This window comes from Pseudomonas sp. 20P_3.2_Bac5, from assembly GCF_025466035.1.
Taxonomy (GTDB): domain Bacteria; phylum Pseudomonadota; class Gammaproteobacteria; order Pseudomonadales; family Pseudomonadaceae; genus Aquipseudomonas.
On the sequence record NZ_JANLOA010000064.1, the window covers coordinates 1 to 22,949 of the forward strand.

Annotated in this window: 18 protein-coding genes and 1 pseudogene; 9 read left to right on the plus strand and 10 right to left on the minus strand. The window is 62.3% G+C overall.

What is annotated here, in order from left to right; all coding sequences use genetic code 11:
* The first annotated feature begins 146 nt into the window (after positions 1–146).
* From NTD88_RS10850 to NTD88_RS10860, 3 genes are all read left to right on the plus strand, one after another.
* A complete protein-coding gene (locus tag NTD88_RS10850) occupies positions 147–764 on the plus strand; it encodes a TetR/AcrR family transcriptional regulator (RefSeq protein ID WP_262155183.1) in 618 nt (205 codons plus the stop codon).
* 81 nt (positions 765–845) lie between these two features.
* A complete protein-coding gene (locus NTD88_RS10855; protein WP_262155182.1) occupies positions 846–1,964 on the plus strand; it encodes an efflux RND transporter periplasmic adaptor subunit in 1,119 nt (372 codons plus the stop codon).
* A complete protein-coding gene (locus tag NTD88_RS10860; RefSeq protein ID WP_262155181.1) occupies positions 1,961–5,047 on the plus strand; it encodes an efflux RND transporter permease subunit in 3,087 nt (1,028 codons plus the stop codon). The genes NTD88_RS10855 and NTD88_RS10860 overlap by 4 nt, the downstream gene beginning before the upstream one ends.
* Positions 5,048–5,412: 365 nt before the next feature.
* Here NTD88_RS10860 and NTD88_RS10865 read toward each other — a convergent pair whose 3' ends face one another.
* Positions 5,413–5,814, minus strand: coding sequence for a hypothetical protein (locus NTD88_RS10865; RefSeq protein WP_262155180.1), 402 nt, complete (start codon positions 5,812–5,814; stop codon positions 5,413–5,415).
* A gap of 182 nt (positions 5,815–5,996) precedes the next feature.
* Here NTD88_RS10865 and NTD88_RS10870 point away from each other — a divergent pair, with 182 nt between their 5' ends.
* Entirely contained in the window at positions 5,997–6,902 is a 906-nt protein-coding gene (locus tag NTD88_RS10870; RefSeq protein WP_095155292.1) for a LysR family transcriptional regulator, read from the plus strand.
* A 1-nt stretch (position 6,903) separates the two neighbouring features.
* On the opposite strand, the gene NTD88_RS10875 is transcribed toward NTD88_RS10870, so the two are convergent.
* Entirely contained in the window at positions 6,904–7,212 is a 309-nt protein-coding gene (locus NTD88_RS10875; protein WP_095155291.1) for a hypothetical protein, read from the minus strand.
* Positions 7,213–7,418: 206 nt separating this feature from the next.
* On the opposite strand from NTD88_RS10875, the gene NTD88_RS10880 reads away from it, so the two are divergent.
* On the plus strand, positions 7,419–8,399 hold the full coding sequence (locus tag NTD88_RS10880) for a D-2-hydroxyacid dehydrogenase family protein (RefSeq protein ID WP_262155179.1): 981 nt from the start codon (positions 7,419–7,421) through the stop codon (positions 8,397–8,399).
* On the opposite strand, the gene NTD88_RS10885 is transcribed toward NTD88_RS10880, so the two are convergent.
* From NTD88_RS10885 to NTD88_RS10895, 3 genes and pseudogenes are all read right to left on the minus strand, one after another.
* Positions 8,387–9,280 carry a LysR family transcriptional regulator gene (locus tag NTD88_RS10885; protein WP_262155178.1) on the minus strand — a complete coding sequence of 298 codons (894 nt, stop codon included), beginning with the start codon at positions 9,278–9,280 and terminating at the stop codon, positions 8,387–8,389. The genes NTD88_RS10880 and NTD88_RS10885 overlap by 13 nt on opposite strands.
* A gap of 74 nt (positions 9,281–9,354) precedes the next feature.
* Positions 9,355–9,660: pseudogene (locus NTD88_RS10890) on the minus strand (alpha/beta hydrolase); the annotation flags it as partial.
* 124 nt (positions 9,661–9,784) lie between these two features.
* Positions 9,785–10,978: a GAF domain-containing sensor histidine kinase gene (locus NTD88_RS10895; RefSeq protein WP_262155177.1), complete on the minus strand. Its 1,194-nt coding sequence runs from the start codon at positions 10,976–10,978 to the stop codon at positions 9,785–9,787.
* Between the two features lie 197 nt (positions 10,979–11,175).
* Between NTD88_RS10895 and NTD88_RS10900 the strand changes: the two genes are divergently transcribed.
* The gene (locus NTD88_RS10900; RefSeq protein WP_262155176.1) at positions 11,176–12,270 is read left to right on the plus strand and encodes an NAD(P)-dependent alcohol dehydrogenase; all 1,095 of its coding nucleotides are present in this window, start codon (positions 11,176–11,178) and stop codon (positions 12,268–12,270) included.
* A gap of 51 nt (positions 12,271–12,321) precedes the next feature.
* Here NTD88_RS10900 and NTD88_RS10905 read toward each other — a convergent pair whose 3' ends face one another.
* From NTD88_RS10905 to NTD88_RS10920, 4 genes are all read right to left on the minus strand, one after another.
* Positions 12,322–14,766: a TonB-dependent siderophore receptor gene (locus NTD88_RS10905; RefSeq protein WP_262155175.1), complete on the minus strand. Its 2,445-nt coding sequence runs from the start codon at positions 14,764–14,766 to the stop codon at positions 12,322–12,324.
* Positions 14,767–14,865: 99 nt separating this feature from the next.
* Entirely contained in the window at positions 14,866–15,819 is a 954-nt protein-coding gene (locus NTD88_RS10910) for a FecR family protein (RefSeq protein WP_262155174.1), read from the minus strand.
* Between the two features lie 3 nt (positions 15,820–15,822).
* On the minus strand, positions 15,823–16,335 hold the full coding sequence (locus tag NTD88_RS10915) for an RNA polymerase sigma factor (protein WP_095155282.1): 513 nt from the start codon (positions 16,333–16,335) through the stop codon (positions 15,823–15,825).
* 166 nt (positions 16,336–16,501) lie between these two features.
* Entirely contained in the window at positions 16,502–16,663 is a 162-nt protein-coding gene (locus tag NTD88_RS10920) for a DUF2986 domain-containing protein (RefSeq protein ID WP_095155281.1), read from the minus strand.
* Between the two features lie 149 nt (positions 16,664–16,812).
* Here NTD88_RS10920 and NTD88_RS10925 point away from each other — a divergent pair, with 149 nt between their 5' ends.
* The 3 genes from NTD88_RS10925 (at position 16,813) to guaD (ending at position 20,298) form a co-directional block, all read left to right on the plus strand.
* Complete coding sequence (locus NTD88_RS10925) at positions 16,813–17,313, plus strand: hypothetical protein (protein ID WP_262155173.1); 501 nt, start codon at positions 16,813–16,815, stop codon at positions 17,311–17,313.
* A 320-nt stretch (positions 17,314–17,633) separates the two neighbouring features.
* Positions 17,634–18,917, plus strand: coding sequence for an MFS transporter (locus NTD88_RS10930; RefSeq protein ID WP_262155172.1), 1,284 nt, complete (start codon positions 17,634–17,636; stop codon positions 18,915–18,917).
* A gap of 34 nt (positions 18,918–18,951) precedes the next feature.
* Complete coding sequence (gene guaD, locus NTD88_RS10935) at positions 18,952–20,298, plus strand: guanine deaminase (RefSeq protein ID WP_262155171.1); 1,347 nt, start codon at positions 18,952–18,954, stop codon at positions 20,296–20,298.
* Between the two features lie 71 nt (positions 20,299–20,369).
* Here the strand turns inward: guaD and NTD88_RS10940 are convergent, their stop codons facing one another.
* The gene (locus tag NTD88_RS10940) at positions 20,370–22,883 is read right to left on the minus strand and encodes a TonB-dependent siderophore receptor (protein WP_262155170.1); all 2,514 of its coding nucleotides are present in this window, start codon (positions 22,881–22,883) and stop codon (positions 20,370–20,372) included.
* Between the last annotated feature and the right edge of the window lie 66 nt (positions 22,884–22,949).

Genomic DNA, 22,949 nt, shown 5'->3' on the forward strand with positions numbered 1-22,949 from the left:
GAGAGCGGTCGTTCGCGGTTGACCGATATCGACCCAAAGCTGCCCCTGGCGAAGGGCAGCTAGCAGCCATTAGCGAGCATTCTCGTGACTTGAAATGATTTTGGTCACACGTTGTCCCTAATGCCGACTGGCAGTAAGCTGCCAACATGAATAAATCACCGACCCCCGCTACTCCCGCTCGCGGCCCTGCCGATCATGAAGTGCGTGACCAGATCGTGGCCGCCGCTACCGAGCATTTCAGCCTGTACGGCTACGAGAAAACCACCGTCTCGGACTTGGCCAAGGCCATTGGTTTTTCCAAGGCCTATATCTATAAATTCTTTGAGTCCAAGCAGGCTATCGGCGAAATGATCTGCGCCAACTGCCTGAGCCAGATCGAGGCTGAGGTCAGGGCGGCTGTTGCTGCGGTCGATCAACCGCCAGAGCAGCTGCGTCGTCTGTTCAAGGCCATTGTTATCGCCAGCCTTCGCTTGTTCTCCGATGATCGCAAGCTTTACGAAATTGCCTCTTCAGCAGCCACCGAGCGCTGGCAGGCGACGCTGGCGTATGAAGAGCGTATCCGTGAGTTGATCAAAGCCATCCTGCAAGCCGGGCGACAAAACGGTGACTTCGAGCGCAAAACGCCGCTGGATGAAACCGTGATGGCGATCTACCTGGTTATGCGCCCGTTCCTCAATCCGCTGCTCTTGCAGCACGGCTTCGACTATATCGATGACGCGCCGACGCACCTCAGCGGGTTGGTGTTACGCAGCCTTTCGCCTTAACAAAATCACTTTTGTGACCATTGACTAAATTGGTCACTAGACTCAAAGTGTGAGCCCTGATCCTTTTGTGATGGGCTTCTTATGCTCCTGCGCTGCTTCGTTTTACCTGCCTTTATCTGCGTAACTCCCTTTGCGCTGGTTGCCTGCGGCGAACCCACGCCAGCCGATCCCCGCACCGCTGCGCCGCTGGTACGGGTTGTCACCGTTCAGCCGGGGCTGGTGGTGGGGCGTGCGTTTACAGGAACGGTGGCGGCGCGCGTCGAAAGTGACTTGGGGTTTCGCGTAGCGGGCAAGGTGCTTGAGCGCTTGGTGGACACCGGTCAAACCGTCAAGCGCGGGCAACCCCTGATGCGCCTCGATCCTGTCGATCTAAAACTGGCCGCCAATGCACAACGCCAAGCAGTGGCGGCGGTGCGAGCGCGGGCGCTGCAAACGGCAGACGATGAAGCGCGCTATCGCCGGCTGCGGGGAACCGGGGCGGTATCTGCATCGACCTACGACCAGTACAAGGCCGACGCCGACTCAGCCAAGGCCCAGCTCAGCGCCGCTCAGGCGCAAGCGGAAGTCGCGATAAATGCCACCACTTATGCCGAGTTGCTGGCGGATGCCGATGGCGTGGTGATGGACACGCTAGTGGAGCCGGGTCAGGTGGTTAACGCCGGGCAAGTGGTGGTGCGAGTGGCGCATGCCGGGCCGCGTGAAGCGGTTATCCAACTGCCAGAAACCCTGCGGCCGGCACTCGGGTCTGCGGCCCAGGCCACGCTGTTTGGTACACAGGGCGCTGGCGCGGCCACTCAGTTGCGGCAGCTCTCGGATGTGGCCGACCGGCAAACCCGCACGTTCGAAGCGCGCTATGTGCTGGAAGGGGAGCTGGCGAAGGCGCCCCTGGGCAGCACCATCACCTTGCGGATCGCGGACCCGCTTTCGCGGGTGCCAGAGGGCAGTCAGTACGTCCCCATAGGTGCCCTGTACGACGCGGGCAACGGGCCGGGGGTTTGGGTGGTAAGCGGCGAACCCGCCCGTGTGCGGTGGCAAGCGGTGGTGGTGCAGCACCTGGATGAAAGCGGTGCGAGCGTGAGTGGCCCGCTGAAAGCGGGCGAGGTTGTCGTCGCGCTGGGTGCGCACCTGCTGCGTGAGGGCCAGGAGGTTCGTGTCCCCGCTCAACGTGATGTTGCAGCCGTTGCGGGAGCTCGCCCATGAGCGACGGCCGTTTCAACCTGTCGGCGCTGGCGGTTCGCGAACATTCGGTCACGCTGTTTATGGTCTTGCTGATTTCGCTGGCCGGGCTAATTGCCTTCTTCAAATTGGGGCGTGCCGAAGACCCGGCGTTCACCGTCAAGGTGATGACCATTGTCACCGCCTGGCCTGGTGCAACCCCTCAAGAAATGCAGGACCAGGTCGCGGAGAAAATCGAGAAGCGCCTACAAGAGTTGCGCTGGTACGACCGCAGCGAAACCTACACGCGGCCTGGTCTGGCCTTCACGACGTTATCGCTGCTCGACACCACGCCGCCTTCGCAAGTGCTGGAGGAGTTTTACCAGGCGCGCAAAAAAGTGGCCGATGAAGCGAAGGAACTGCCGGCCGGTGTGATCGGGCCGATGGTCAACGACGAGTATTCGGATGTCACCTTTGCCTTGTTCGCGCTCAAAGCCAAAGGTGAGCCGCAGCGCGCACTGGTGCGCGATGCAGAGACCTTACGACAACGCCTGCTGCATGTGCCCGGGGTAAAAAAGGTCAACATCGTAGGCGAACAACCCGAGCGCATTTATGTGGAGTTTTCCCATGAACGCCTGGCTACCCTGGGCATCGGCCCGCAAGAGGTGTTCGCTGCGCTCAACGGGCAAAACGCGCTGACGCCGGCAGGCTCGGTGGAGACCAGAGGCTCACAGGTGTTTCTTCGCCTGGATGGCGCGTTCGACCAGTTAGAAAAGATCCGAGAAACCCCCATCGTGGCGCAGGGGCGCACGCTAAAACTGTCGGATGTCGCCACGGTCAGCCGTGGCTATGAAGACCCGGCGACTTTCTTGATCCGCAACGGTGGCGAACCGGCGCTGTTGCTGGGCATCGTTATGCGCGATGGCTGGAACGGGCTGGACCTGGGGAGGGCCTTGGACGGCGAGGTCGGTGCAATCAATGCCGAACTGCCCCTGGGCATGAGCCTGACCAAAGTGACCGATCAGGCGGTCAACATCAGTTCGGCGGTAGACGAGTTCATGGTCAAGTTCTTCGTCGCGCTACTGGTGGTCATGCTGGTGAGTTTTCTCAGCATGGGTTGGCGAGTCGGCGTGGTGGTTGCAGCCGCGGTGCCGCTGACCTTGGCGATTGTGTTTGTGGTGATGGCCGCGAGCGGGAAAAACTTCGACCGTATCACCTTGGGTTCGCTGATCCTGGCGCTGGGCCTGTTGGTGGATGACGCGATTATCGCCATCGAGATGATGGTGGTGAAAATGGAAGAGGGCTACAGCCGTATCGCCGCGTCGGCCTACGCCTGGAGCCATACGGCCGCGCCGATGCTGTCGGGTACGCTGGTCACGGCGGTCGGTTTTATGCCCAATGGTTTTGCCCGCTCCACGGCCGGCGAATACACCAGCAATATGTTCTGGATTGTTGGCATTGCCCTGATCGCTTCCTGGTTGGTTGCCGTAGTATTTACGCCGTATTTCGGCGTCAAGTTGCTGCCCGACATCAAGCAAGTGCAAGGTGGCCACAACACGCTTTACGACACCCCGCGCTACAACCGTTTCCGCCAGTTACTGACGCGTGTCATCGCGCACAAATGGCTGGTGGCCGGCGCCGTGATTGGCCTGTTTGTAGCGGCCATCGTGGGGATGGGGTTGGTGAAGAAACAGTTCTTCCCCATCTCGGATCGCCCTGAGGTATTGGTGGAAGTGCAGATGCCATATGGAACCTCGATTGCACAAACCAGTGCCGCGGCAGGACAGGTGGAAGCGTGGCTGGCAAAACAGGACGAGGCCAGGATTGTTACCACTTACATTGGCCAAGGGGCCCCGCGTTTTTACATGGCAATGAGCCCGGAACTGCCGGACCCCTCGTTCGCCAAGATAGTGGTTCGCACCGGCAACGAGACTGAGAGAGAGACACTCAAGCACCGGCTCCGTCAGGCCATATCCGAGGGGTTGGCGGGTGAGGCGCGTGTGCGGGTGACCCAATTGGTGTTCGGCCCATACTCGCCCTTTCCGGTGGCCTATCGCGTGAGCGGTCCAGACCCGGACACCCTGCGCCGCATTGCTGGCCAGGTGCAGCAAGTGCTGGATACCAGCCCACTGATGCGCACGGTCAACACCGACTGGGGCTCGCGTACGCCAACACTGCATTTCACCTTGCAGCAGGATCGGTTGCAGGCTGTGGGCTTGAGCTCCAGTGCCGTCGCACAACAACTGCAGTTCCTCTTGAGTGGCGTCCCCATCACGGCCGTGCGCGAGGACATTCGTACGGTGCAGGTCATGGCCCGCGCCGCCGGAGCTATCCGCTTTGATCCTGCCAGGATTATGGATTTCACCCTGGCGGGCGCCAACGGCGAGCGTATTCCGCTGTCGCAGGTGGGCGAGGTAGAAGTGCGCATGGAGGAGCCGGTGTTACGCAGGCGCGACCGTGTGCCAACCATCACCGTTCGCGGTGACATCGCTGAAGGTCTGCAGCCGCCGGATGTATCCGGGGCCATCACTCAGCAACTGCAACCCCTCGTAAAACAGCTACCGAGTGGCTATCGCATTCAGGAGGCGGGCGCCATTGAGGAGTCCGGCAAAGCGATGGTGGCGATGCTGCCGCTGTTTCCGATCATGCTCGCGCTCACCCTGGTGATCCTGATTCTGCAGGTGCGCTCAATCTCGTCGATGGTCATGGTTTTTCTCACCAGCCCACTCGGCTTGATTGGTGTGGTGCCCACGTTGCTGTTGTTCCAGCAGCCGTTTGGCATTAACGCACTGGTCGGGCTGATCGCGTTGTCGGGCATCTTGATGCGCAACACGCTGATCTTGATCGGACAAATCCACCATAACCAGCAGGCAGGTTTGGCGCCGTTCCAGGCGGTGGTCGAAGCCACTGTTCAGCGAGCGCGCCCGGTGATCCTGACTGCGCTCGCGGCGGTCCTGGCGTTTATTCCGCTGACTCATTCGGTGTTCTGGGGAACGCTCGCGTACACCCTGATTGGCGGCACCCTCGCAGGCACCGTGTTGACGCTGGTGTTTCTGCCAGCCATGTACGCCATCTGGTTCAGGATCAAACCCGATAGCCCCCGAGCCTTGAGCGCACAGCCCGCTTGAATGCCCAGCCCATCGAGAGAAACCGCAATGTTGAGTGTGATTGCAGTAAGTGGAGTTCAAAGATACCCCCGAAGCGCTGGCGGCAGCGTTATCGCCAGTACCAGGTGTACGTCGAAAAAGCACTCTGGCAATGCGCTCGCTGTGAGGACCCGGTGAGAGTGGCAAGACAGTTTCTGGTACTGGCGGTGGGAAGTGTGGACCCCGGTACCGCGGCTCATATCGACGAGACGCGTATCACGGCGGCGGTAGCGCTGATGTGCCTGGCGTATGAGTGAGCTGTTGTCGTTAGGCCGAAGCAGTTGTGGTCAGCGCTCGATTTTGCGCCACGACTTTCTTGTGGGTTTGTTAGGTACAGCCAGGTCGTATCAATCCTTTTCACCCGCCACATAAGACCGAGCCAACTCCAACGCCTCCACCTCCGTTGCAGCTACCACCTGCAGCACACCAAAAGCCTTGCTGAGCCCAGCCAATTGCGCCTGGGCGTCTTCACGCTTCTGCGCATCCGGCTCAACGCTGACCAGCACCCTGCACAGCGCCGCCAATTCATTGCGGTTTTGCTTGAGCCACAGCCCCCTGACCTTGCGGTCCTCATGGCTTTCCTGGTGTGAGCCTTCCGGGTAGATCACGGCGAATGGCGCGCCGGCGGCAAGCAGTTTGCCCATGTCCTCCAGCCATTGGGCTGCGTAGCCGGGCACGGCTGCTTGCGCAAGGAAGCGAATGACGGGATAGGTGTCGGCGGCATGCACTGACAAGGTGAGGTCGGACACGATCAGCTCCAGAACGGAAGGGTGCGGCATGGGTGAGGAGTCATCCTCATCTCGCGCCAATGAGCCGTAAATGCTTTCTCGTGCACTTCATCCGTGCGCACGCCGCACTGGTATTTGCATGCCGTTTGGTGCATTGGTATTGGCCTGACATTCCGTTTAACGCAACTGAGATGAGGCCCGCGATGGAGCACCCTGACCTGAACCTGCTGCTCGCGCTGGACATCCTGCTGGAGGAGGGCAGCGTGGTCGGCGCGGCCCGGCGCATGAACCTGAGCCCGCCGGCGATGAGCCGCACCCTCGGTCGTATCCGCGAGACCCTGGGCGATCCGGTGTTCGTGCAGGCGGGGCGCAAGCTGGTGCCGACGCCGCGGGCGCTGGCGTTGCGCGAGCAGGTGCGCGCGGCGGTCGAACAGGCCACGCAGGTGTTCAAGCCCACCGCCGATGTCGACCTGAAAACGCTGGAGCGGCGTTTCAATGTGCGTGCCAATGATGTCTTCGTCGGCCTTCATTCGGGCCGGCTGCTGGAGGCGATAGCGGCCGAGATGCCGCGCGCCATGCTGCGCTTCTCACCCGAGGAAGATGACGTGGACGACGAGGCACTGCGCAGTGGCCGCATCGATCTGTTTATCAGTGGGTCGCGCAAGCTCGGCCCGGAAATCCGCGTGCAGTCGTTGTTCACCACGACCTTCGTTGGCATCGCCCGCGAGAACCATCCGATTTTCGATGACGACATCACGGCTGAACGGCTCACGCGCTGGGATCATATCGGCGTCTCCCGGCGCGGCAAGACGGTTGGCCCGATCGATACTGCGCTGGAGGCTCAAGGGTTGCGGCGGCATGTGGCGCTGGTGGTGTCCACGCCGTTTACTGCCTTTTTCGCCTTGCAGGATTCCGACTTGCTGCTGCCATTGTCCGACCATCTGGCCCGCAGCGCGCTGGCGGCTGGCTTGCGTATCCGCCTGTTTGACCTGCCGATGCCGCTGGAAACCGTGTTGTTCACCCAGGCGTGGCACCCGCGCTTTCAGAACGACCCCGCGCACCAGTGGCTGCGGCGCAAGATTCGCGCGCTGTGCGAGGCCAGCGCTTGACTCAATCGGTGCTCTGCACGCACTCACCGTCCTCGACCAGCTCGAAATATTCGCCATTGCCGGTGCGCTCGGTCACACGCCCGGCGAACACTCGTCCGTCCGGCAGGGTCAGGCGAGCGCGGCTGGGGCCCTTGAGCACATCGAGGTACAGCGCTTTGGGCAACAGCACGGCGAGCGGGCGATCCTTGGTGCGGCGGCTCAGCACCAGATCGGCACCCAGGCGCTGGGCTTCCCGGCCAAGGCCGCCGGGCTCGCCGTAGGTCAGCGTGAGGTCAACCGGCCCGCGATACAGCACATCCGCGAAGCTCATGAGCGTTTCTCCGCCAGCACAGGCCCCGGCGTCAGACGCAGTTTCAGCAGCCGTTGGGTCATGTCGCGATCTCCTTTACTTCACCGTCGACGGTGTTGGCTAAATCAGTACCAAGGATTGTGCCATTGAGTCTAGCCATCACCTCTCGTTAACTTCCTGCATTCAGCTATCGTCTAACCCCACACAACCGGCAGGCTCCCATCACCATGCGCATTGTCATCCCCGACGACTACCAGAACGTGATCCGCACGCTCGACTGCTACAGCCTGCTGGCCGGGCATGAGGTCACGGTCTTTCATGAGCGACAACCGGCCTCGCTGGACGAACTGGCCGCACGCTTCGCCGAGGCGGACGCGCTGGTGCTCACCCGCGAGCGCACCCGTATCGATGCCGCGTTGCTGGACCGGCTGCCGAAACTGCGCTTGATCAGCCAGACCGGCAAGGTTGCCGGTCATCTCGACCTGGACGCCTGCACCGCGCGTGGCATCGTCGTGACCGAAGGGCGCGGCTCGCCGGTGGCGCCGGCGGAGCTGGCGTGGGCGCTGATCCTCAATGCGCGGCGTCAGCTTGTGCCGGCCATCGAGGGGTTCAGGCGCGGTCAATGGCAGGTCAATCTGGGCCAGGCGGTGGCGGGGCAGGTTCTCGGCATCTGGGGTTACGGCAAGATCGGCCAGCGGCTGGCGCGCTATGCCCAGGCGTTCGACCTGCCGGTGCTGGTGTGGGGCAGTGAGAGCAGCCGCGCCGCTGCCGAAGCCGATGGACATCGTGCTGCGGCGTCGCGCGAGGCGTTCTTCGCCGAGTCGGACATCATCAGCCTCAACCTGCGCCTGTCCGAGCGTACGCGCCATATTGTGACCCTCGACGACCTGTCGAAGATGAAGGCCGACGCCTTGCTGGTGAACATCAGCCGCGCCGAACTGATCGCCCCCGGCGCCTTGCTGCAGGCGCTCGATGCCGGGCGGCCGGGCTTTGCCGTCGTGGATGTGTATGAGGAAGAACCGGTGCTCGACCCGAGCCATCCACTGCTGCGCCACCCGCGTGCGCTGTGCACGCCGCACCTGGGTTACGTGGAGAAAAATGGTTACGCGCTGTACTTCGGTGACGCCTTCGACAATGTGCGGGCGTTCTTCGAGGGTCAGCCGAAGAACGTCGCGAACCCGCAGGCCCTGGCGATTCAGCGGCTGTAACGCAGTGCATCCACCACCACCCGGAACGCCGAGGAATGCTCGCGGCGGTTCGGGTAATAGAGGTGGTAGCCGGCGAACGGCTGGCACCAGTCATCGAGCACCCGTATCAGCGATCCATCGGCCACTTCCTTCGTCACCATGTCCTCCGGCAGGAAACCCAGCCCGCACCCGGCTATCGCGCCGCGCAGGATCGGCAGGCTGCTGTTGAACGTCCATTGGCCTTCGACGCGGACTTTCAGCTCGCGGCCGTCTTGCTCGAAGTCCCATTGCAACAGGCTGCCGTGAGTGGGCAGGCGCAGATTGATGCAGTTGTGGCCGGCAAGATCGCCCGGCACCAACGGTACCGGGCGGTTTTCGAAGTACTTCGGCGAGCCCACCACCGCCATGCGCAGCGACGGGCCGATCGGCACGGCAATCATGTCCCTGGCGACCTGTTCGCCCAGCCGGACCCCGGCGTCATAGCGCTGCGCGACGATGTCGGTGAGGGCATAGTCGACGGTGATTTCGACATGGATGTCCGGGTAGTCGGGAAGCACCTTGAGCAGCGCGGGCCAGAGGATGTTGTTCGCCGCATGTTCGGACGCTGAAATGCGCACGGTGCCGGCCGGGGTGTCGCGGTACTCGCTGACGACCGCCAGTTCCTGATCGATCTCCGCGAACAACGGTGCCATGGACAGGTACAGGCGCTGGCCGGCTTCGGTGGTCGAGACGCTGCGGGTGGTGCGGGTCAGCAGCCGCACCCCGAGCCGCGCTTCGAGGGCGCGAAGGGTGTGGCTCAGGGCCGACTGCGAAACCCCGAGCTGCGCCGCCGCGCGGGTGAAGCTGCCCTCGCGGGTAATCACCACGAAGGCTTGCAGGTCGTTGAGGTTGGGACGGTACATGGGTGAAAACCTCTCATGAGACGCCCGAGATTATCCGATGCAGCCCGGTCCCGCATGGCGAAGCTGAAGTGCGCTCAACGCGGATCAGACAGGGTTTTAGCGTAGAACGCCGTCAACTTGCCCATCGCCGCGTCCACATAGCGCGGCACCCAGTAGGTTTCGATATGGGTCGCGCCGTCGATCATGAACAGTTCCTTGTCCTGGGTGCCGGTCGCTTTGGCGAATGCGTCCCTGGTCATGTACAGGCTGTCCGCCTTGCTGCCGGCAATCATCAGCAAGGGCTGGTCGATCAGTTCGATCTGGTCGGTGGCATCGAAGCGCATCAGGTCGAGCAGGCTGCTGGTGGTGTACTTAAAGGTCGAGTTGGGGTGGGCGTGGGTCTAAGCGAGGAGGGGGATGGGGACTAGATGGATAAATCGGCAAGCACTTATGAAGATGATTCATTAGTGGGGTAACGCTCGGCGCCAAACAGGCGGCGGTCGTGGTTGACCGCCCTGTTTCAGGTCAGGTCCATTGCAGCTTCGCGGGGAATCTCGCGACGAAACAGGTGCCCGCTTCGGGCGTGGAGACAACGTTCAGGGTGCCGTTGTGGGCCGTCACAATCTGCGAGGCGATATACAGCCCCAAGCCCAGGCCTTCACCGTGTTGCCCTGCCTCCGAGCGGGTAAAGGGTTCAAACAGCAACGGCATCAGTTGCGCGGGGATGGGGGGGCCCTGGTTGGTCACGGAGATGACGATTTCATCGTTCAGCGCGTGGGCCTGGACGGTGACCGGCGTGGTGGTCGAGCCGTGAGTCACGGCATTGCCCAACAGGTTCGAGAGCACCTGGCTGATCCGCACCGGGTCGCAATAGACGCCGCTCGGCAGGTCCAGCGCAGGCAGGAAGGTGACGTTCGGGTGTGAGCTTTGATGCTCAGCCAGGGTCAGGCCAAGCGTGTGGCCGAGGTCATCGACCAGTTGCCGCTTGATCGGAATCCCGCCGCCCATCCGGCCGCGCGCCAGGTCCAGCACGTTTTCGATCAGCACGCCCATGCGCAGGGCGCTGTTGCGGATCGCCGACACCAGTTTGAGTGATCGTTTATCGGTGGTCTTGGTTTCCAGCAGGTCGGCGCTCATCCGGACGGCACTGAGCGGGGTGCGCAAGTCGTGACCGAGCACCGCGACGAACTGCTCTCGCAGCCGGCCTTGTTCATGGGCGCTCGCCAATGCGGCCTGAGTGGTGTGAAGGGTGTCGTGAGTGTCGAGGCTCATCGCGATCAATTGGGCGAAGAGGGTCAGCGTCTGGGCTATTGACGGTTCATCAAGGTGGGCGGGTACCGAGTCGATGGCGCACAGGGTGCCGAAGAAGTCGCCATTGGCCTTGACGATGGGAATCGAGATGTAGCTCTCGAGTCCGTAGGTTTTGGGGGTGTGGTGCAGGGAAAAAACCGGGTGCTGGCTGGCATGGCCAAAGATCACCGGCTTTCGGTGCTGGCGGATTTCGTGGCAGATGGTTGATTCAAGCACCAGTTCGTCACCTGGCTTCAAGCCGAACTCGATGGAATCATCGACGGCGCAGGTCACCCAGTTCTTTTCGGTCACCCGGGCCACGGCGGCGAAGCGCATCCCGGTGTAGTGCTTGACCATGCTCAGGATGACCGGCACCGCTTCGATAGCTTGAACGGCATTGATGTCTTGCGAAAACTCTGGGCTGGTCATGTTCGGGTCGTTCGAGTGAGTGCTTCGAGAGAGTAATCGTTAATCGGCAGGCGGGCCAATAACCGGCGCTCGGAAGTTCAAACGGCTGTTCTGAACGCGATCAATAGCCAACAACATTCCCCCTGATGTTTGCCAGACGGCGCTGGCTGGGCTTTGCTTGATGGCTCAGCACATTTCAGCAGTCAGGAGGATGAGAGATGGCCACGATGAGAGCAGCCGTTTTCGTAGCGCCCGGGCGAATCGAACTGGCGGATAAGCCGATCCCGGACGTTGGCCCCACCGATGCGCTGATTCGCATCACCACGACGACCATCTGCGGCACCGATGTGCATATTCTCAAGGGCGAGTACCCGATCGCCCGGGGTCTGACCGTCGGTCATGAGCCGGTGGGGGTGATCGAGAAACTCGGCAGCGCGGTCAAGGGCTACAAGGAAGGCCAGCGGGTGATCGCCGGGGCGATCTGCCCCAACTTCAATTCCTACGCCGCTCAGGACGGGGTTGCCTCGCAGGACGGCAGTTACCTACTGGACCGCGGCGCTTGCGAATGCCACGGCTACAAGGCCACGGCCGGCTGGCGCTTCGGCAACCTGATCGACGGCACCCAGGCCGAATACGTGCTGGTGCCGGATGCCGAGGGCAATCTGGCGCCGATTCCCGATGGCCTGACCGATGAACAGGTGTTGATGTGCCCCGACATCATGTCGACCGGCTTCAAGGGTGCGGAGAACGCCAATATCCGCATCGGCGACACCGTGGTCATCTTCGCGCAGGGGCCGATCGGCCTGTGCGCAACCGCCGGGGCGCGGCTGTTGGGCGCGTCGACCATCATCGCGGTCGATGGCAACGACCATCGCCTGGGCATTTCCCGGACCATGGGCGCCGACATCACGCTGAACTTCAACCAGTGCGATGTGGTGGAGGAGGTGATGAAGCTGACCCGTGGGCGCGGCGCCGATTCTTCCATCGAATGCCTGGGGCTGCCGTCGACGTTCGAGCAGGCCATGAAGGTGCTCAAGCCGGGCGGCACGCTTTCCAGCCTGGGCGTGTACTCCAGCGATGTGAAGATTCCGCTCGGGGCCTTTGCCGCTGGCCTGGGCGACCATCGGATCAATACGGCCCTGTGCCCGGGCGGCAAGGAGCGCATGCGCCGGCTGATGAGCGTGATCGCGTCGAACCGGGCGGATTTCGGCTCACTGGTGACCCACGATTACCCGCTGGGCGACATCGTCGCGGCCTATGACCTGTTCGCCCATCAGCGCGACGGCGTGCTCAAGATCGCGATCAGGCCGTAGCGAGGGAGCGGGGCGCCCGGCGGCGGGCGTCCCGTGTGTTGACGCCGCGCCTCAGAAGGTCGGCGTGTAGGTCAGGGTGAACATCACGTTGCGCGGGTCGCCGAAGTAGTTGTTGCCGGCCAGCGTCCCGTACGACGGAATCACGTAGTCCTTGTCGAACAGGTTGTTCAGGTTGGCCGCCACGCTGACCTGATCGCTGACCTTGTAGGCCACCCGCGCGCTCCAGATGGAGAAGCCGCTGGCTTCATAGGCGCGGTCGAAGCCGATGGTGCGGCTCTGGCTGTTGACGCCGCCGCCGATGCTGACGCGCTCCAGCTCACCCGGCAACTGGTAGTCGGCCCACACCCGCAGCATGTGCTTGGGGGTGAAGGTGCTGAACGTCTTGCCCTTGAGTTCCGGGTCGTCCATGAAGCGGGTGGTGTTGTAGGTGTAGCCGCTGGACAGTTGCAGGCCCGGCAGCACCTCGCCGTTCACTTCCAGTTCGATCCCCTGGCTGCGCACCTTGCCGCTGGCCATCGAGCAGTACCAGCCATCGCACTCGAAACCACTGTCCAGGTCGGCGACCGCACGGTTTTCATGCAGGTAGCGGAACACCGCCAGCGAGGTGTTCAGGCGGCCGTCCATCAACTCGCCCTTGATACCGATTTCATAGTTGGTGCCGGTGATCGGTTTCAGCGGCGCCTGATTGAGGCCACGCTCGCTCTGCGGAATGAACACGTCGGCGTAGCTGGCATAGGCCGACCACTGCTCGTTCAGGGCGTACACCAGGCCGGCGAACGGGGTGACCTTGCCGGTGCTCTGGGCGGTGGAATGCACCGGGTCGCCGTTGACCTCGCGCTGGAAATAGTTGTCCGCGTCGTAGCTCATTTCATACCAGCTCGCCCGGCTACCCAGCACCAGGGTCAGCGGCTCCAGCAGGTTGATCCGGTAGCTGGCGTAGATGCCTTTCTGGCGCACGTCGTATTCGCTGGTGGTCAGGTTGGCGCGGTCGGCGATGCCGTTGTAGGTCTGGTACGGGCGGTCATGGTCGACGTTGGTGATGTCCACGCCGGGGGTGAAGGCGCGGGCGTAGCCATCGTCGGTGGTGTATTTCGAATAGTTGGCCCCCAGCACCAGGCTCTGCTTGAAGCCCAGCCCCTCGAACTGGCCATCGACGTACATGTCCAGGCCCAGATTGTGGTTGCTGAAATCGGTGCCGTAGTCGGCATAGATCGGCAGCGGGGCCGCACCCACCGCGCCGGTGATGAACTGGTAAACCGCCTCGTTGGACTCGAACATGCCCAGGGCCGAGGCCTTGAAGCGCCAGGACTCGTTGAACCGATGCTCAAGATCGAGGTACACGGCGGTCTGCTCGCTGCTGGCGCGGTTCCAGTTGGCGCCGATGTACGTCGAACGGCCGACGTCCAGTCGGCTGCCATCGCGGTTGCGCGGCAGGCCGATCATGTACGGCTGGTAGTGGGTCTTCTTGTTGCTCGCGCCGACGCCCAGCGTGGTGTCGCTGCTGAGGTCGAAATCCAGGGCGGCGTAGACGGTCTGTTCCCAGTTCCACAGCGAGTCGGTGAAGGAGTTGCCCTTCTGGTAGTCGACCACCGCGCGGCCGCGGACCGTCCCTTCATCGTTGAGCGCGCTGCCGGCGTCGACCTGCATGCCGTAGCGGTCCCAGCTCCCGGCCTTGGTGGTCAGGGTCACGGTTGGCTCGGCCTGCGGGCGCTTGCGCACCATGTTGATCGCGCCGCCCGGATTGTTGGCGCCCTGCAGCAGGCTGGCGGCACCGCGCATGACTTCCATGCGGTCGTAGATCGACATGTTCTCGCTGATGTAGCTGCCCAGCGAATAGACGTTACGCGGCACCGGCACGCCGTCGTACTGGATGCTCTCGATGTCGAAGCCGCGGGAGAAAATGAACAGGCCGGAGCCGGGCGACTTGATTGCGCTCACGCCGGTGGTGTTTTCCAGCGCCTGCTTGAGGTTGACGATGTTCTGGTCGTCCATGCGCTTGCGCGTCAGCACGCTGACCGACTGCGGGATGTCCTTCAACTTCTGCGCGCTCTTGCCCAGGGTGACCGCGCCAGTGGTGTAGGAACCGCTGCCTTCGGTGGTGGTGCCCAGTTGCTCGGAATTGATGCGGGTCACGCCCAGTTCCATGGCCGAGCCCTCTTGCGTGGCTTCGGTGATCAGCAGGGTGTCACCGCTCAGCGCCGCGCTCAGGCCGCTGCCGGCGAGCAGGCGTTGCACGCCCTGGGCGACGCTGTAATGGCCGTTCAGGCCCGGGCTGTTGCGCCCGGCCAGCAATTCGCTGTTGACGATCAGGCGCAGGCCGCTCTGGTCGCTGAAGCGCGTCAGCGCCTGGCCGAGCGGGCCGGCCGGAATCGCAAAGGCGCGGGTCGCGCTTTGTGCGGCATCGGCCGCCAGTGTCTGGGTGCTCACGGCAAACGCCAGGCCGCAGGCCGTACTCATCGCCAGGCCGAGCGCGGCACGTTTGAAGGATTGTTGCATGTCTCTCCCCGCTGAAATCAGCTAATTAAAAATCACTCTCAAATGGGAAAGACGCTGAACATTTCAAACCTGACAGTGCCGGGTGAAAAATTTTTCGGGTTATCGCGTTTTGCGCTGCTCGTCCGCCTCCACCACCGTCAGCCACGGCAATTTGCGGATGCGGATCGGCAGCGACTGTTGCAGCAAGGCCAGTTGCGCGTCGAGGTCACGGGTTTCGAACAGGCCGGTGACCGGCAACTGGCGCAGCGCCGGATCGCGGATCCACAGCAGCCCTTTGTGATACCGCGACAGTTCGTCGAGCACCTCGCCCAACGGCTCGCCGTCGAAGATCAGCCGGTCGCGACGCCAGGCGGTCAGGCTGTCAGCATCCACCTCGAGCGGTTTCGACGTGCCATGGGCGTCATAGGTGAGGGCCTGGCCGGCCTGCACCACCGTTTGCGCGCCGGCGTTCGGGCGGGTAACGCCCACGCTGTGTTCGGTGACCACCAGGCGCACCCGCGAACCGTCACGGCGTACGTCGAAGCCGGTGCCGAGGGCGCGCAGCGTGCCGTCCGCGGCCTGTACTTCGAAGGGGCGCGAGGCGTCGGCCGCAACCTGCACGAACAGCTCGCCGGCGTACAGGCGCAGCGTGCGGCGGTTGCCTTCGATCTGGATGTCGACACGGGTTTGCGGGGCCAGGTGCAGCTGCGAGCCATCGCTCAACTGCAACTCGCGGCGCTCGCCCGCGCCGGTGCGCTGGTCGGCCAGCCAGCCGTCTTCGCGCACCTGCCATGCAGCGCCGCTGGCCAGGCCGAGCGCCAGCACCAGGCCCAGGACGGGACCGGCGCGGCGCCGAGGCGCCGGGCGTTGCAGCGCACTGCCCAGGCGTTCCCACAGCCGTTCGGCGGCAAGTGACGCGGCCTGATGCTGCTCGGAGCGTTCGCACCAGCGCTGGTAGTTTGCCCAATCGCCGTCGTCGGCCGTGCCGCTGTGCAGGTCCACCAGCCATTGCAGCGCTTCATCGGTCAGGCCGGGCAGGGGACAGTCGAGGTCTTTCGCGCGGATCGCGGCCATCGCTCAGTCCTCCAGCAGCTCAAGACTGCGGACGCAATGCCGCAACGCACGCATGATGTATTTGCTGACCATGCTCGGGGAAACCTCCAGGCGTTCGGCAATCGCCTGGTGGCTCAGGCCCTCGATGCGGTTGAGCAGCAGCGCGGTGCGGCAATTCTCCGGCAGTTCGCTCAGGGCCAGGTGCAGGCACTGCAATTGCTGGCGCAACTCGAACAGCCGTTCGGGGCCGGGACGCGGGTCGAGCAACTCGTCCTGCACCTCCGAGAGTTCAACGGGCGAGCCCTGGCGTTTACGCCCGCGGGCCAGGTCGATGATCAGGTTGCCGAGCACCCGGATCAGGAAGAAGCGCGGGTTCAGAATGCCGTCGGTTTGCTGTTGCTGGCCGAGGCCGGCGTAGCGCACGAAGGTGTCCTGGGTGAGGTCGGCCGCCAACTCGCGATCGCCCAGACGGCGATAGGCGATGTTCTGCAAGTCTCGGTGATAAAGGCGAAACAACCGGTCCAGATCGTCAGCCAAGGCGAACCTCACGTGTTCAGAAGCCGGCAGGGCCCGGCGGGAAAGCGCGAAGAATATAGTGATTAAGAATCGTTCGCAAATCTACCTGCGCCGGGAACTGCCGCCCCCGCCGTTCGGCGCAATACGGGGTTCGGGAGGGTCTGCAAGAGACTGGCGGGGCGGGTGCTCAGCTTTCGGGAGGAGGCGTGTCGTCCTGCGGGGATTGCGCGGCCAGTTTCAGTCGGTCAGCCTTGCTGATGTATTGAGGTTTGCTCTTGGGCGCCAGTTTGGCGCTGGCTTTTTTTGCATGCGCTTTTAAAAGCTGTTTGATCTTTTTACGACGGTTCATGTTTTTTCCACTTCATTCCTGGCAAGGCATGCCCGCCATGCTACCTGACAAGGACTGCGCCGTGGTTTTGGCAAACACACAGCGGCCCGAAGAGAGAAAAGAGATGGATGTATTCACGGTTTTTTCAGTTCCGCAATTAAGGAGTAGGTATGCCGAATGATCTCAGCCAGTCAGAGGCCGCCCAATGGTTTGCCTTGTTCGAGTTGGGAAATATTCCGCACGACAGCACGTTCTCCGTTGTGCTGAGCAACGAGCCTATCGAGTACTGGTTCTACAAGCGCAACAGTTTGCGGCCTGAAAGTGTGAAGCTCGAGCTGACCGTTCCTTCCTGGGGACACTGGCGTGTGCAACTTGAGCGTAATGACAACCTCTATCTGGCCCAGTGGCGCTCGAACGACGATATGCGCATTGATTCAGCCCAATTGCGTTATCGAAAACTCATAAAGTGGCCGCGCCTGGCGAGCATCATGGATTTTCCGCAGTGGGTCGAACGGCTGGAACAGAGCCTGGATGTGCGCTTTTTGCGCCACGCCAATATCGGTGCCCGCGGTGTTGAATCCTCGACGTTGGCGAATAACCCACACCTGCGCCATTGGTTGGCCCCTTGCGCCGAAACGTTTGGCTGGAACTGGAAAAAGCAGCCGCTTTGAACGTTGGAGTACCGTGCTCTGTTGCATGCGGAAGTTGCTTGAATTGTCGTGTGGCGAGATAGAAATTCATTTCCGTAGTGTGACCAGGTTCACAGTTGACCCCGCTGTTTGCACACTCGACTTCTTTGCCCATAGTGTTTCGAGAATAGCGTCCAGACTCAGAAATAATCACGTCGTGGCCGGCCATCTTTTTCCCTTACCTGAGTCCTAGCGTCCCGCCTGGATATGACTATGCTCAAGGTTCTTCGGCAACAGGGGCATCTGAAACAGGCGCCCGTCCACCGCGTGGCATATCGAGCTACATAAGAAGGGGAACGGAGATGGCAGAAATAACAGGAAGCTCAGCCTCTGAGACGCATGGCACAACAACGCTTGGCGGGGCGCGGGCATGGTGGGTGTGGTGTATCGCCGTTGCGTTCGTTATCTACTTGTTCAGCGTACAAACGGGTTATTCAATCGTTAACCCGGAGATCCAGCAAAGTCTGACACTTACCGTTACCCAGATCACCGCCATTGCCGCGACCTATACATGGGTGTTCGCCATTTGCCAGTTTTTCGGCGGGGCGTTGCTCGATCGTCTGGGCGCGCACAAGGTTTTACCGGTGTCGGTCGCGCTGGTGACCGTGGGTGTTTTCATCTTTGCCAACGCATCGTCCTATTCAATGCTGCTGTTGTCGCAGTTCGTCATGGCATTAGGTGCCTGCACGGGTTTTGTCGGGGCTGGCTACATTGGTGGGCAGTGGTTCGGCATGGCGAAGTTCGGCCTTATGTTCGGCCTGGTGCAATTCTGCGCGTCGCTGTCTTCGGCGTTTTCAGTCAATGCCCTGGAGTACGCATTAAGTGCCATGCAATGGCGCGCGTTATTCAACTATATCGGGGCGGGGGGCATTGTACTGACGGTGCTGGCCTTCATTTATTTGCGCAACCCTCAGCCCGTGCACAGTGAGGCTTCCGGTGGCGCCGGAAAGTTCGTGGGCTCGGTTGTAGCGGCGCTGTTGGACGTCGCGAGAATCCCTCACGTGTGGGTCAGCGCGCTTATCTGTTCGGCCCTGTTTGGCAGTTTGCTGGCGGCCGGCGTGGTGTGGGCGCCCAAACTGATGGTGACCCTGGGCGCCAGTCCGGCGACGGCTGCGTTCAGTTCATCGTTGCTGTGGCTGGGCCTGGCTGTCGGCTGCCTGATATTGCCGGCCATGTCCGACAAAATGAAAAAGCGTAAACCGCTCATTATTGGCGGCACCCTGGTGCAACTGCTGTGCGCACTGGCGCTGCTGTACGTGCCCGGTATCCCCGTGCCAATCGCGATGGGCTTGAACTTCATTTTCGGCGTCGCAAACGCGGCGCACATGATTACCTTCAGCTCGGCCAGCGATGTGGTGCCGCCGCAACTGATCGGCACCTCGGCAGCCTTCGTCAATGGCCTGGCCTTCATTGCGGGCGGTTTCATGATTTCCTCACCCGGCTCGCGGGTGGTGTCCGGCGAAGCCTCGGGGCTGCTGCCGCAGACCACGGCGTTGGCCCAGTATGCGGGCGAGCCGATCCTCATTGCGCTCGGTATCGCCCTGGTACTGTCGTTCGTTCTTCGCGAATCCTATCCCAAGGCCTGAGACATCGGGGCACCACTACATGGAGGGCACACGCATGGCTACCGTTTCAGCATTGCGAGGTGACGTTGTCACGTTCAAGGCAGACCCGTTTCTGAACTCGCCTGAAGACTGCATGGTGTACATACCCGACGCCGTGGTCGTGATCGAAGCCGGCAAGATCACTGACCTGGGGCCGGCCAGCGAGGTGCTCGCCCGGCTGCCGCAGGGCGTTACCCCGGTGCATTACCCTGACGCGATCATTTCGGCGGGCTTCATTGACACACACATCCATTACCCGCAAACGGAAATGATCGGCGCCTTCGGCGAGCAGTTGTTGGAGTGGCTGAACAAATACACCTTCGTGGCCGAACAGAACTTCGCCGCGCAAGCGCACGCCGAGCACGTGGCCGGGGTGTTCCTGCGCGAGCTGCTGCGCTGCGGCACGACCACGGCGGTGGTCTACTGCACGGTGCACCCGCAATCGGTGGATGCGTTTTTCGGTGAATCCCAGCGCTTCAACACCCGCATGATCGCCGGCAAGGTGCTGATGGACCGCAACGCCCCGCCAGCCCTGCTCGACACTGCCCAGCAGGGCTACGATGAAAGCACGCAACTGATCAAGCGCTGGCACAAGAAGGGCCGCCAGCACTACTGCATCACGCCGCGTTTCGCACCCACCAGTACGCAGGCGCAACTGGATGTATGCGGCACACTGGCGAGGGAACATCCCGATGCCTACATCCAGACCCACCTGTGCGAAAACCTCGATGAGATCAAATGGGTGCTGGAGCTGTTTCCAGAGCGCAAGAGTTACCTGGACGTCTACCAGAACGCGGGCATCGTGCGCGAGCGCTCGGTGTACGGGCATGGCGTACACCTGACCGAAGAGGATTTTTGTACCTGCCACCAGACGGGGGCGGCGCTTGCCCATTGCCCCACGTCAAACCTGTTCCTGGGCAGCGGCCTGTTCAAGTTGTTCGATGCGAAGAATCCGGCCCGGCCGGTGCGCGTCGGGCTGGGCACCGATGTGGGGGCGGGGACCAGCTTCAGCCAGCTCCAAACCCTGAACGAGGCCTACAAGGTTGCGCAACTCAACCAGACTCGCCTCAACGCCATTCAGGCTTTTTACCTGGCCACTCGCGGCAGCGCCGAGGCGCTGTACCTGGACAAGCAGATAGGCACCGTCGGCATAGGGTTTGAAGCCGACCTGGTGATACTCGACAAGAAAGCGACACCGCTCATGGCGTTTCGCAGCCAGTTCAGCAAGGACATCAACGAAACGTTGTTCCTCCTCATGATCCTGGGCGACGACCGCGCCGTACGGGCCACCTACGTGGCGGGGCAGAAGGTGTACGACCGGGACGAGAGCGGGGAACAGTTCCGCTATGCGGTGGCCGAGTAGGGTTGCCGAGTCCCCAACCCCCGCAAACCCTCTGACACCGCGTCAGAGGGTTTGCCGCCCGACCGTCAGCCTCAGAAGTCGGCCTTGAGCGTTACCGTGTAGTTGCGCGGATCACCGTAGTGGTTGGCCGCGTACAGCCAGCCGATGGTGGAGTAGTACTTCTTGTCGAACAGGTTGTTGCCGTTCAGGGCGACGCTGAAGTTCTTGTTGATCTGGTAGGCGAGGCGGGCGTTCCAGATGGCGTAGCCCGCCTGTTCGATGTCGCCGACGCCGTCAGTCCCGCCGAAGTTGGAGTGGTAGTTGCGGCTCTGGATGCTGGCGCCACCTCCGACGGTCCACTGGTCCAGATCATCCGGCAACGTGTAGTCAGCCCAGAACCGCAGCATATGGCGCGGGGTGTAGCTGTTGAAGGTCGCACCCGACGCGGAGGTGCCATCGCCCGGGTCGTTGAGGTACTCGGTGGTGGTGTAGGTATAACCCGCGAAGAGTTGCAGGCCGGCCAGCACTTCACCGCTGATTTCCGCATCGAAACCTTCAGCGCGCACCTTGCCGCCGGACACATAACAGTTGTCTTCGCCGTTCTGCCCGCACACGGAGTTGTAGTCGTACTGGGCGCGGTTTTTCTGATCGACGCGGAACACCGCGAAGCTGGTGTTGACGCGGCCGTCGAACAGTTCGCCTTTCAAACCTATCTCGTAGTTGGAGCCTTCAAGCGGTTTCAGCGCGGCGCTGTCTTCGCTCAGTTCCGTTTGCGGTTTGAAGATGTCGGCGTAGCTCACATAGGTCGACCACTGATCGTTCAGCGCGTAGATCAGCCCGCCATACGGCGTGAACTCGCCGCTTTCCCTGGCGTGGGCCGGGGTGGGTGAGCCGGTGTTGAAGCGGTGTAGTTCGTAGTCGTATTTGTAGTTGCTGGCCCGCCCGCCCAGGACCAGGGTCAGTGGCTCCGTCAGCTTGTAGCGCACCACGCCATAAACGCCGTTCTGGCTGATCTTGCCCCTGGACGTGCCGGCATACGTGGTGCCCAGCAATTGCTCCATGGTGGGTTTCTGTGGCGACACCGGATCGTAGAGGTTGATCGCGCCGAGGTTGAGCAGGCCGCCCTGCAGGTCATCGGTCTTCAGGTCGCTGGCGTTGGCGCCCATCACCACTTCGTGTTCGAGGTCGAAGGCGCGCCATTTGCCGGTGAGGTTGATGTCAGCGCCTTTGTTGACGTTTTCGAAGTCGTAGAGGTAGGCGCGCGAGCGCATGCCGTCGCCGGTGGCCGGGTCGACGGAACCGCGGCCGAAGCTGTAGAGGATGTAGTTGGTTTCGCGGATGTAACTGCCGGAGGCTTTCAGCCGCCAGTCTTCGTTGAAGTCATGGGTGATATCGGCGAAGTAGGTGGTCTGCTTGTTGTCCCATTTGTTCCAGTCGGCGCCGGTGAAGGTGGAACGCCCCGCGTTCACGGCACTGCCGTCCTTGTTGCGCGGCAGGCCGCTGAAAAACGGCACGGCATGCAGGTCTTCCACGCTCACACCGGCGGCGAGGGTGGTGGCGTCGCTGAGGTCGTATTCGAGGATGCCGTAGAGAACGTTCTTGCGGCTTTCGGCGGTGTCATAGAAGTAGTTCTGGTCTTCGTGGGCGGCCACAAAGCGGCCGCGCAACGCACCGTCGGCGCTGAGCGGGGCGCTGGCGTCGAGGGTCTGGCGATAGGTGTCCCAGGAGCCGGCGCTGGCGGTCACGGAGAGCGCGGCTTCGGCTTTCGGGCGTTTGCGCACCAGGTTGATGGCTGCGCCGGGGTTGCCGCTGCCTTGCAACAGGCCGTTGGCGCCACGCAGGACTTCGATGCGGTCATACAGCAGGGTGTCGGAGGTGAAGCTGCTGCCGATGGCGTAGTAGCGGCGATCGAGCGGGACGCCGTCGTACTGGATGGTCTCCACCTCGAAGCCGCGCGAGTAGATGTACTTGCCGCCGGACGGGCTCTGGAACGTGGTGACGCCAGTGGTTTTCTCCAGCACTTCATCCAGGGTGTCGAGGCGTTGGTCGTCCATGGCCTTGCGCGTCACCACGCTGACCGACTGCGGGATGTCCTTCAGGCGGTGCGCCGACTTGCCGATGGTGACCGCGCTGGACGTGTAGCTACCGGAGTTCTCGGTGGTCGCATCGATTTGCCGACCGGTGATGCTCAACGGCTCCAGGTTCAAGGCCCCGGCCGGTGTGTTCAGCGGCGCAGGTTCCAGGCCATAGACGCCGTCCCCACGGCGTATGACCTGCAAACCGGTGCCGGCAAGCACCCGCAGGAATCCCTCTTCGATACCGTAGCGTCCTTCCAGGCCCGGGCTGGACAGGCCACGGGCCAGTTCAGGGGTGTACTGCAAGGTGATCCCGCCTTCGCTGGCGAACCGGGCCAGCACCTGAGCCAGGCTGCCGGAACCGATGCTGTAGGCTTGCGGCGCCTGAATCGGCGCCGCCCAGGCATAGACCCCCAGCCCCTGCAAGGCGAGTGTCAGAGCGCTCAAGGCCAGCATCCGCCGATAGCGGGGCGCGCAGGGTTTATCGAGGGCTGGCACGGTCGGGCTGACCGGGGTGGAAGCGTGAATCATGGATAAGGTGTCCCTATGTATGTGGCAGTGTCATATCTAAGGACTGATGAGCGGTGGGAAACGGGC

Excerpts from the sequence above, each read along its gene's own strand:
- NTD88_RS10850 (WP_262155183.1), top strand. The coding sequence starts at position 147 with ATGAATAAATCACCGACCCCCGCTACTCCCGCTCGCGGCCCTGCCGAT.
- NTD88_RS10855 (WP_262155182.1), top strand. The coding sequence starts at position 846 with ATGCTCCTGCGCTGCTTCGTTTTACCTGCCTTTATCTGCGTAACTCCC.
- NTD88_RS10860 (WP_262155181.1), top strand. The coding sequence starts at position 1,961 with ATGAGCGACGGCCGTTTCAACCTGTCGGCGCTGGCGGTTCGCGAACAT.
- NTD88_RS10870 (WP_095155292.1), top strand. The coding sequence starts at position 5,997 with ATGGAGCACCCTGACCTGAACCTGCTGCTCGCGCTGGACATCCTGCTG.
- NTD88_RS10875 (WP_095155291.1), bottom strand. The coding sequence starts at position 7,212 with ATGAGCTTCGCGGATGTGCTGTATCGCGGGCCGGTTGACCTCACGCTG.
- NTD88_RS10880 (WP_262155179.1), top strand. The coding sequence starts at position 7,419 with ATGCGCATTGTCATCCCCGACGACTACCAGAACGTGATCCGCACGCTC.
- NTD88_RS10885 (WP_262155178.1), bottom strand. The coding sequence starts at position 9,280 with ATGTACCGTCCCAACCTCAACGACCTGCAAGCCTTCGTGGTGATTACC.
- NTD88_RS10895 (WP_262155177.1), bottom strand. The coding sequence starts at position 10,978 with ATGACCAGCCCAGAGTTTTCGCAAGACATCAATGCCGTTCAAGCTATC.
- NTD88_RS10900 (WP_262155176.1), top strand. The coding sequence starts at position 11,176 with ATGGCCACGATGAGAGCAGCCGTTTTCGTAGCGCCCGGGCGAATCGAA.
- NTD88_RS10905 (WP_262155175.1), bottom strand. The coding sequence starts at position 14,766 with ATGCAACAATCCTTCAAACGTGCCGCGCTCGGCCTGGCGATGAGTACG.
- NTD88_RS10910 (WP_262155174.1), bottom strand. The coding sequence starts at position 15,819 with ATGGCCGCGATCCGCGCGAAAGACCTCGACTGTCCCCTGCCCGGCCTG.
- NTD88_RS10920 (WP_095155281.1), bottom strand. The coding sequence starts at position 16,663 with ATGAACCGTCGTAAAAAGATCAAACAGCTTTTAAAAGCGCATGCAAAA.
- NTD88_RS10925 (WP_262155173.1), top strand. The coding sequence starts at position 16,813 with ATGCCGAATGATCTCAGCCAGTCAGAGGCCGCCCAATGGTTTGCCTTG.
- NTD88_RS10930 (WP_262155172.1), top strand. The coding sequence starts at position 17,634 with ATGGCAGAAATAACAGGAAGCTCAGCCTCTGAGACGCATGGCACAACA.
- guaD (WP_262155171.1), top strand. The coding sequence starts at position 18,952 with ATGGCTACCGTTTCAGCATTGCGAGGTGACGTTGTCACGTTCAAGGCA.
- NTD88_RS10940 (WP_262155170.1), bottom strand. The coding sequence starts at position 22,883 with ATGATTCACGCTTCCACCCCGGTCAGCCCGACCGTGCCAGCCCTCGAT.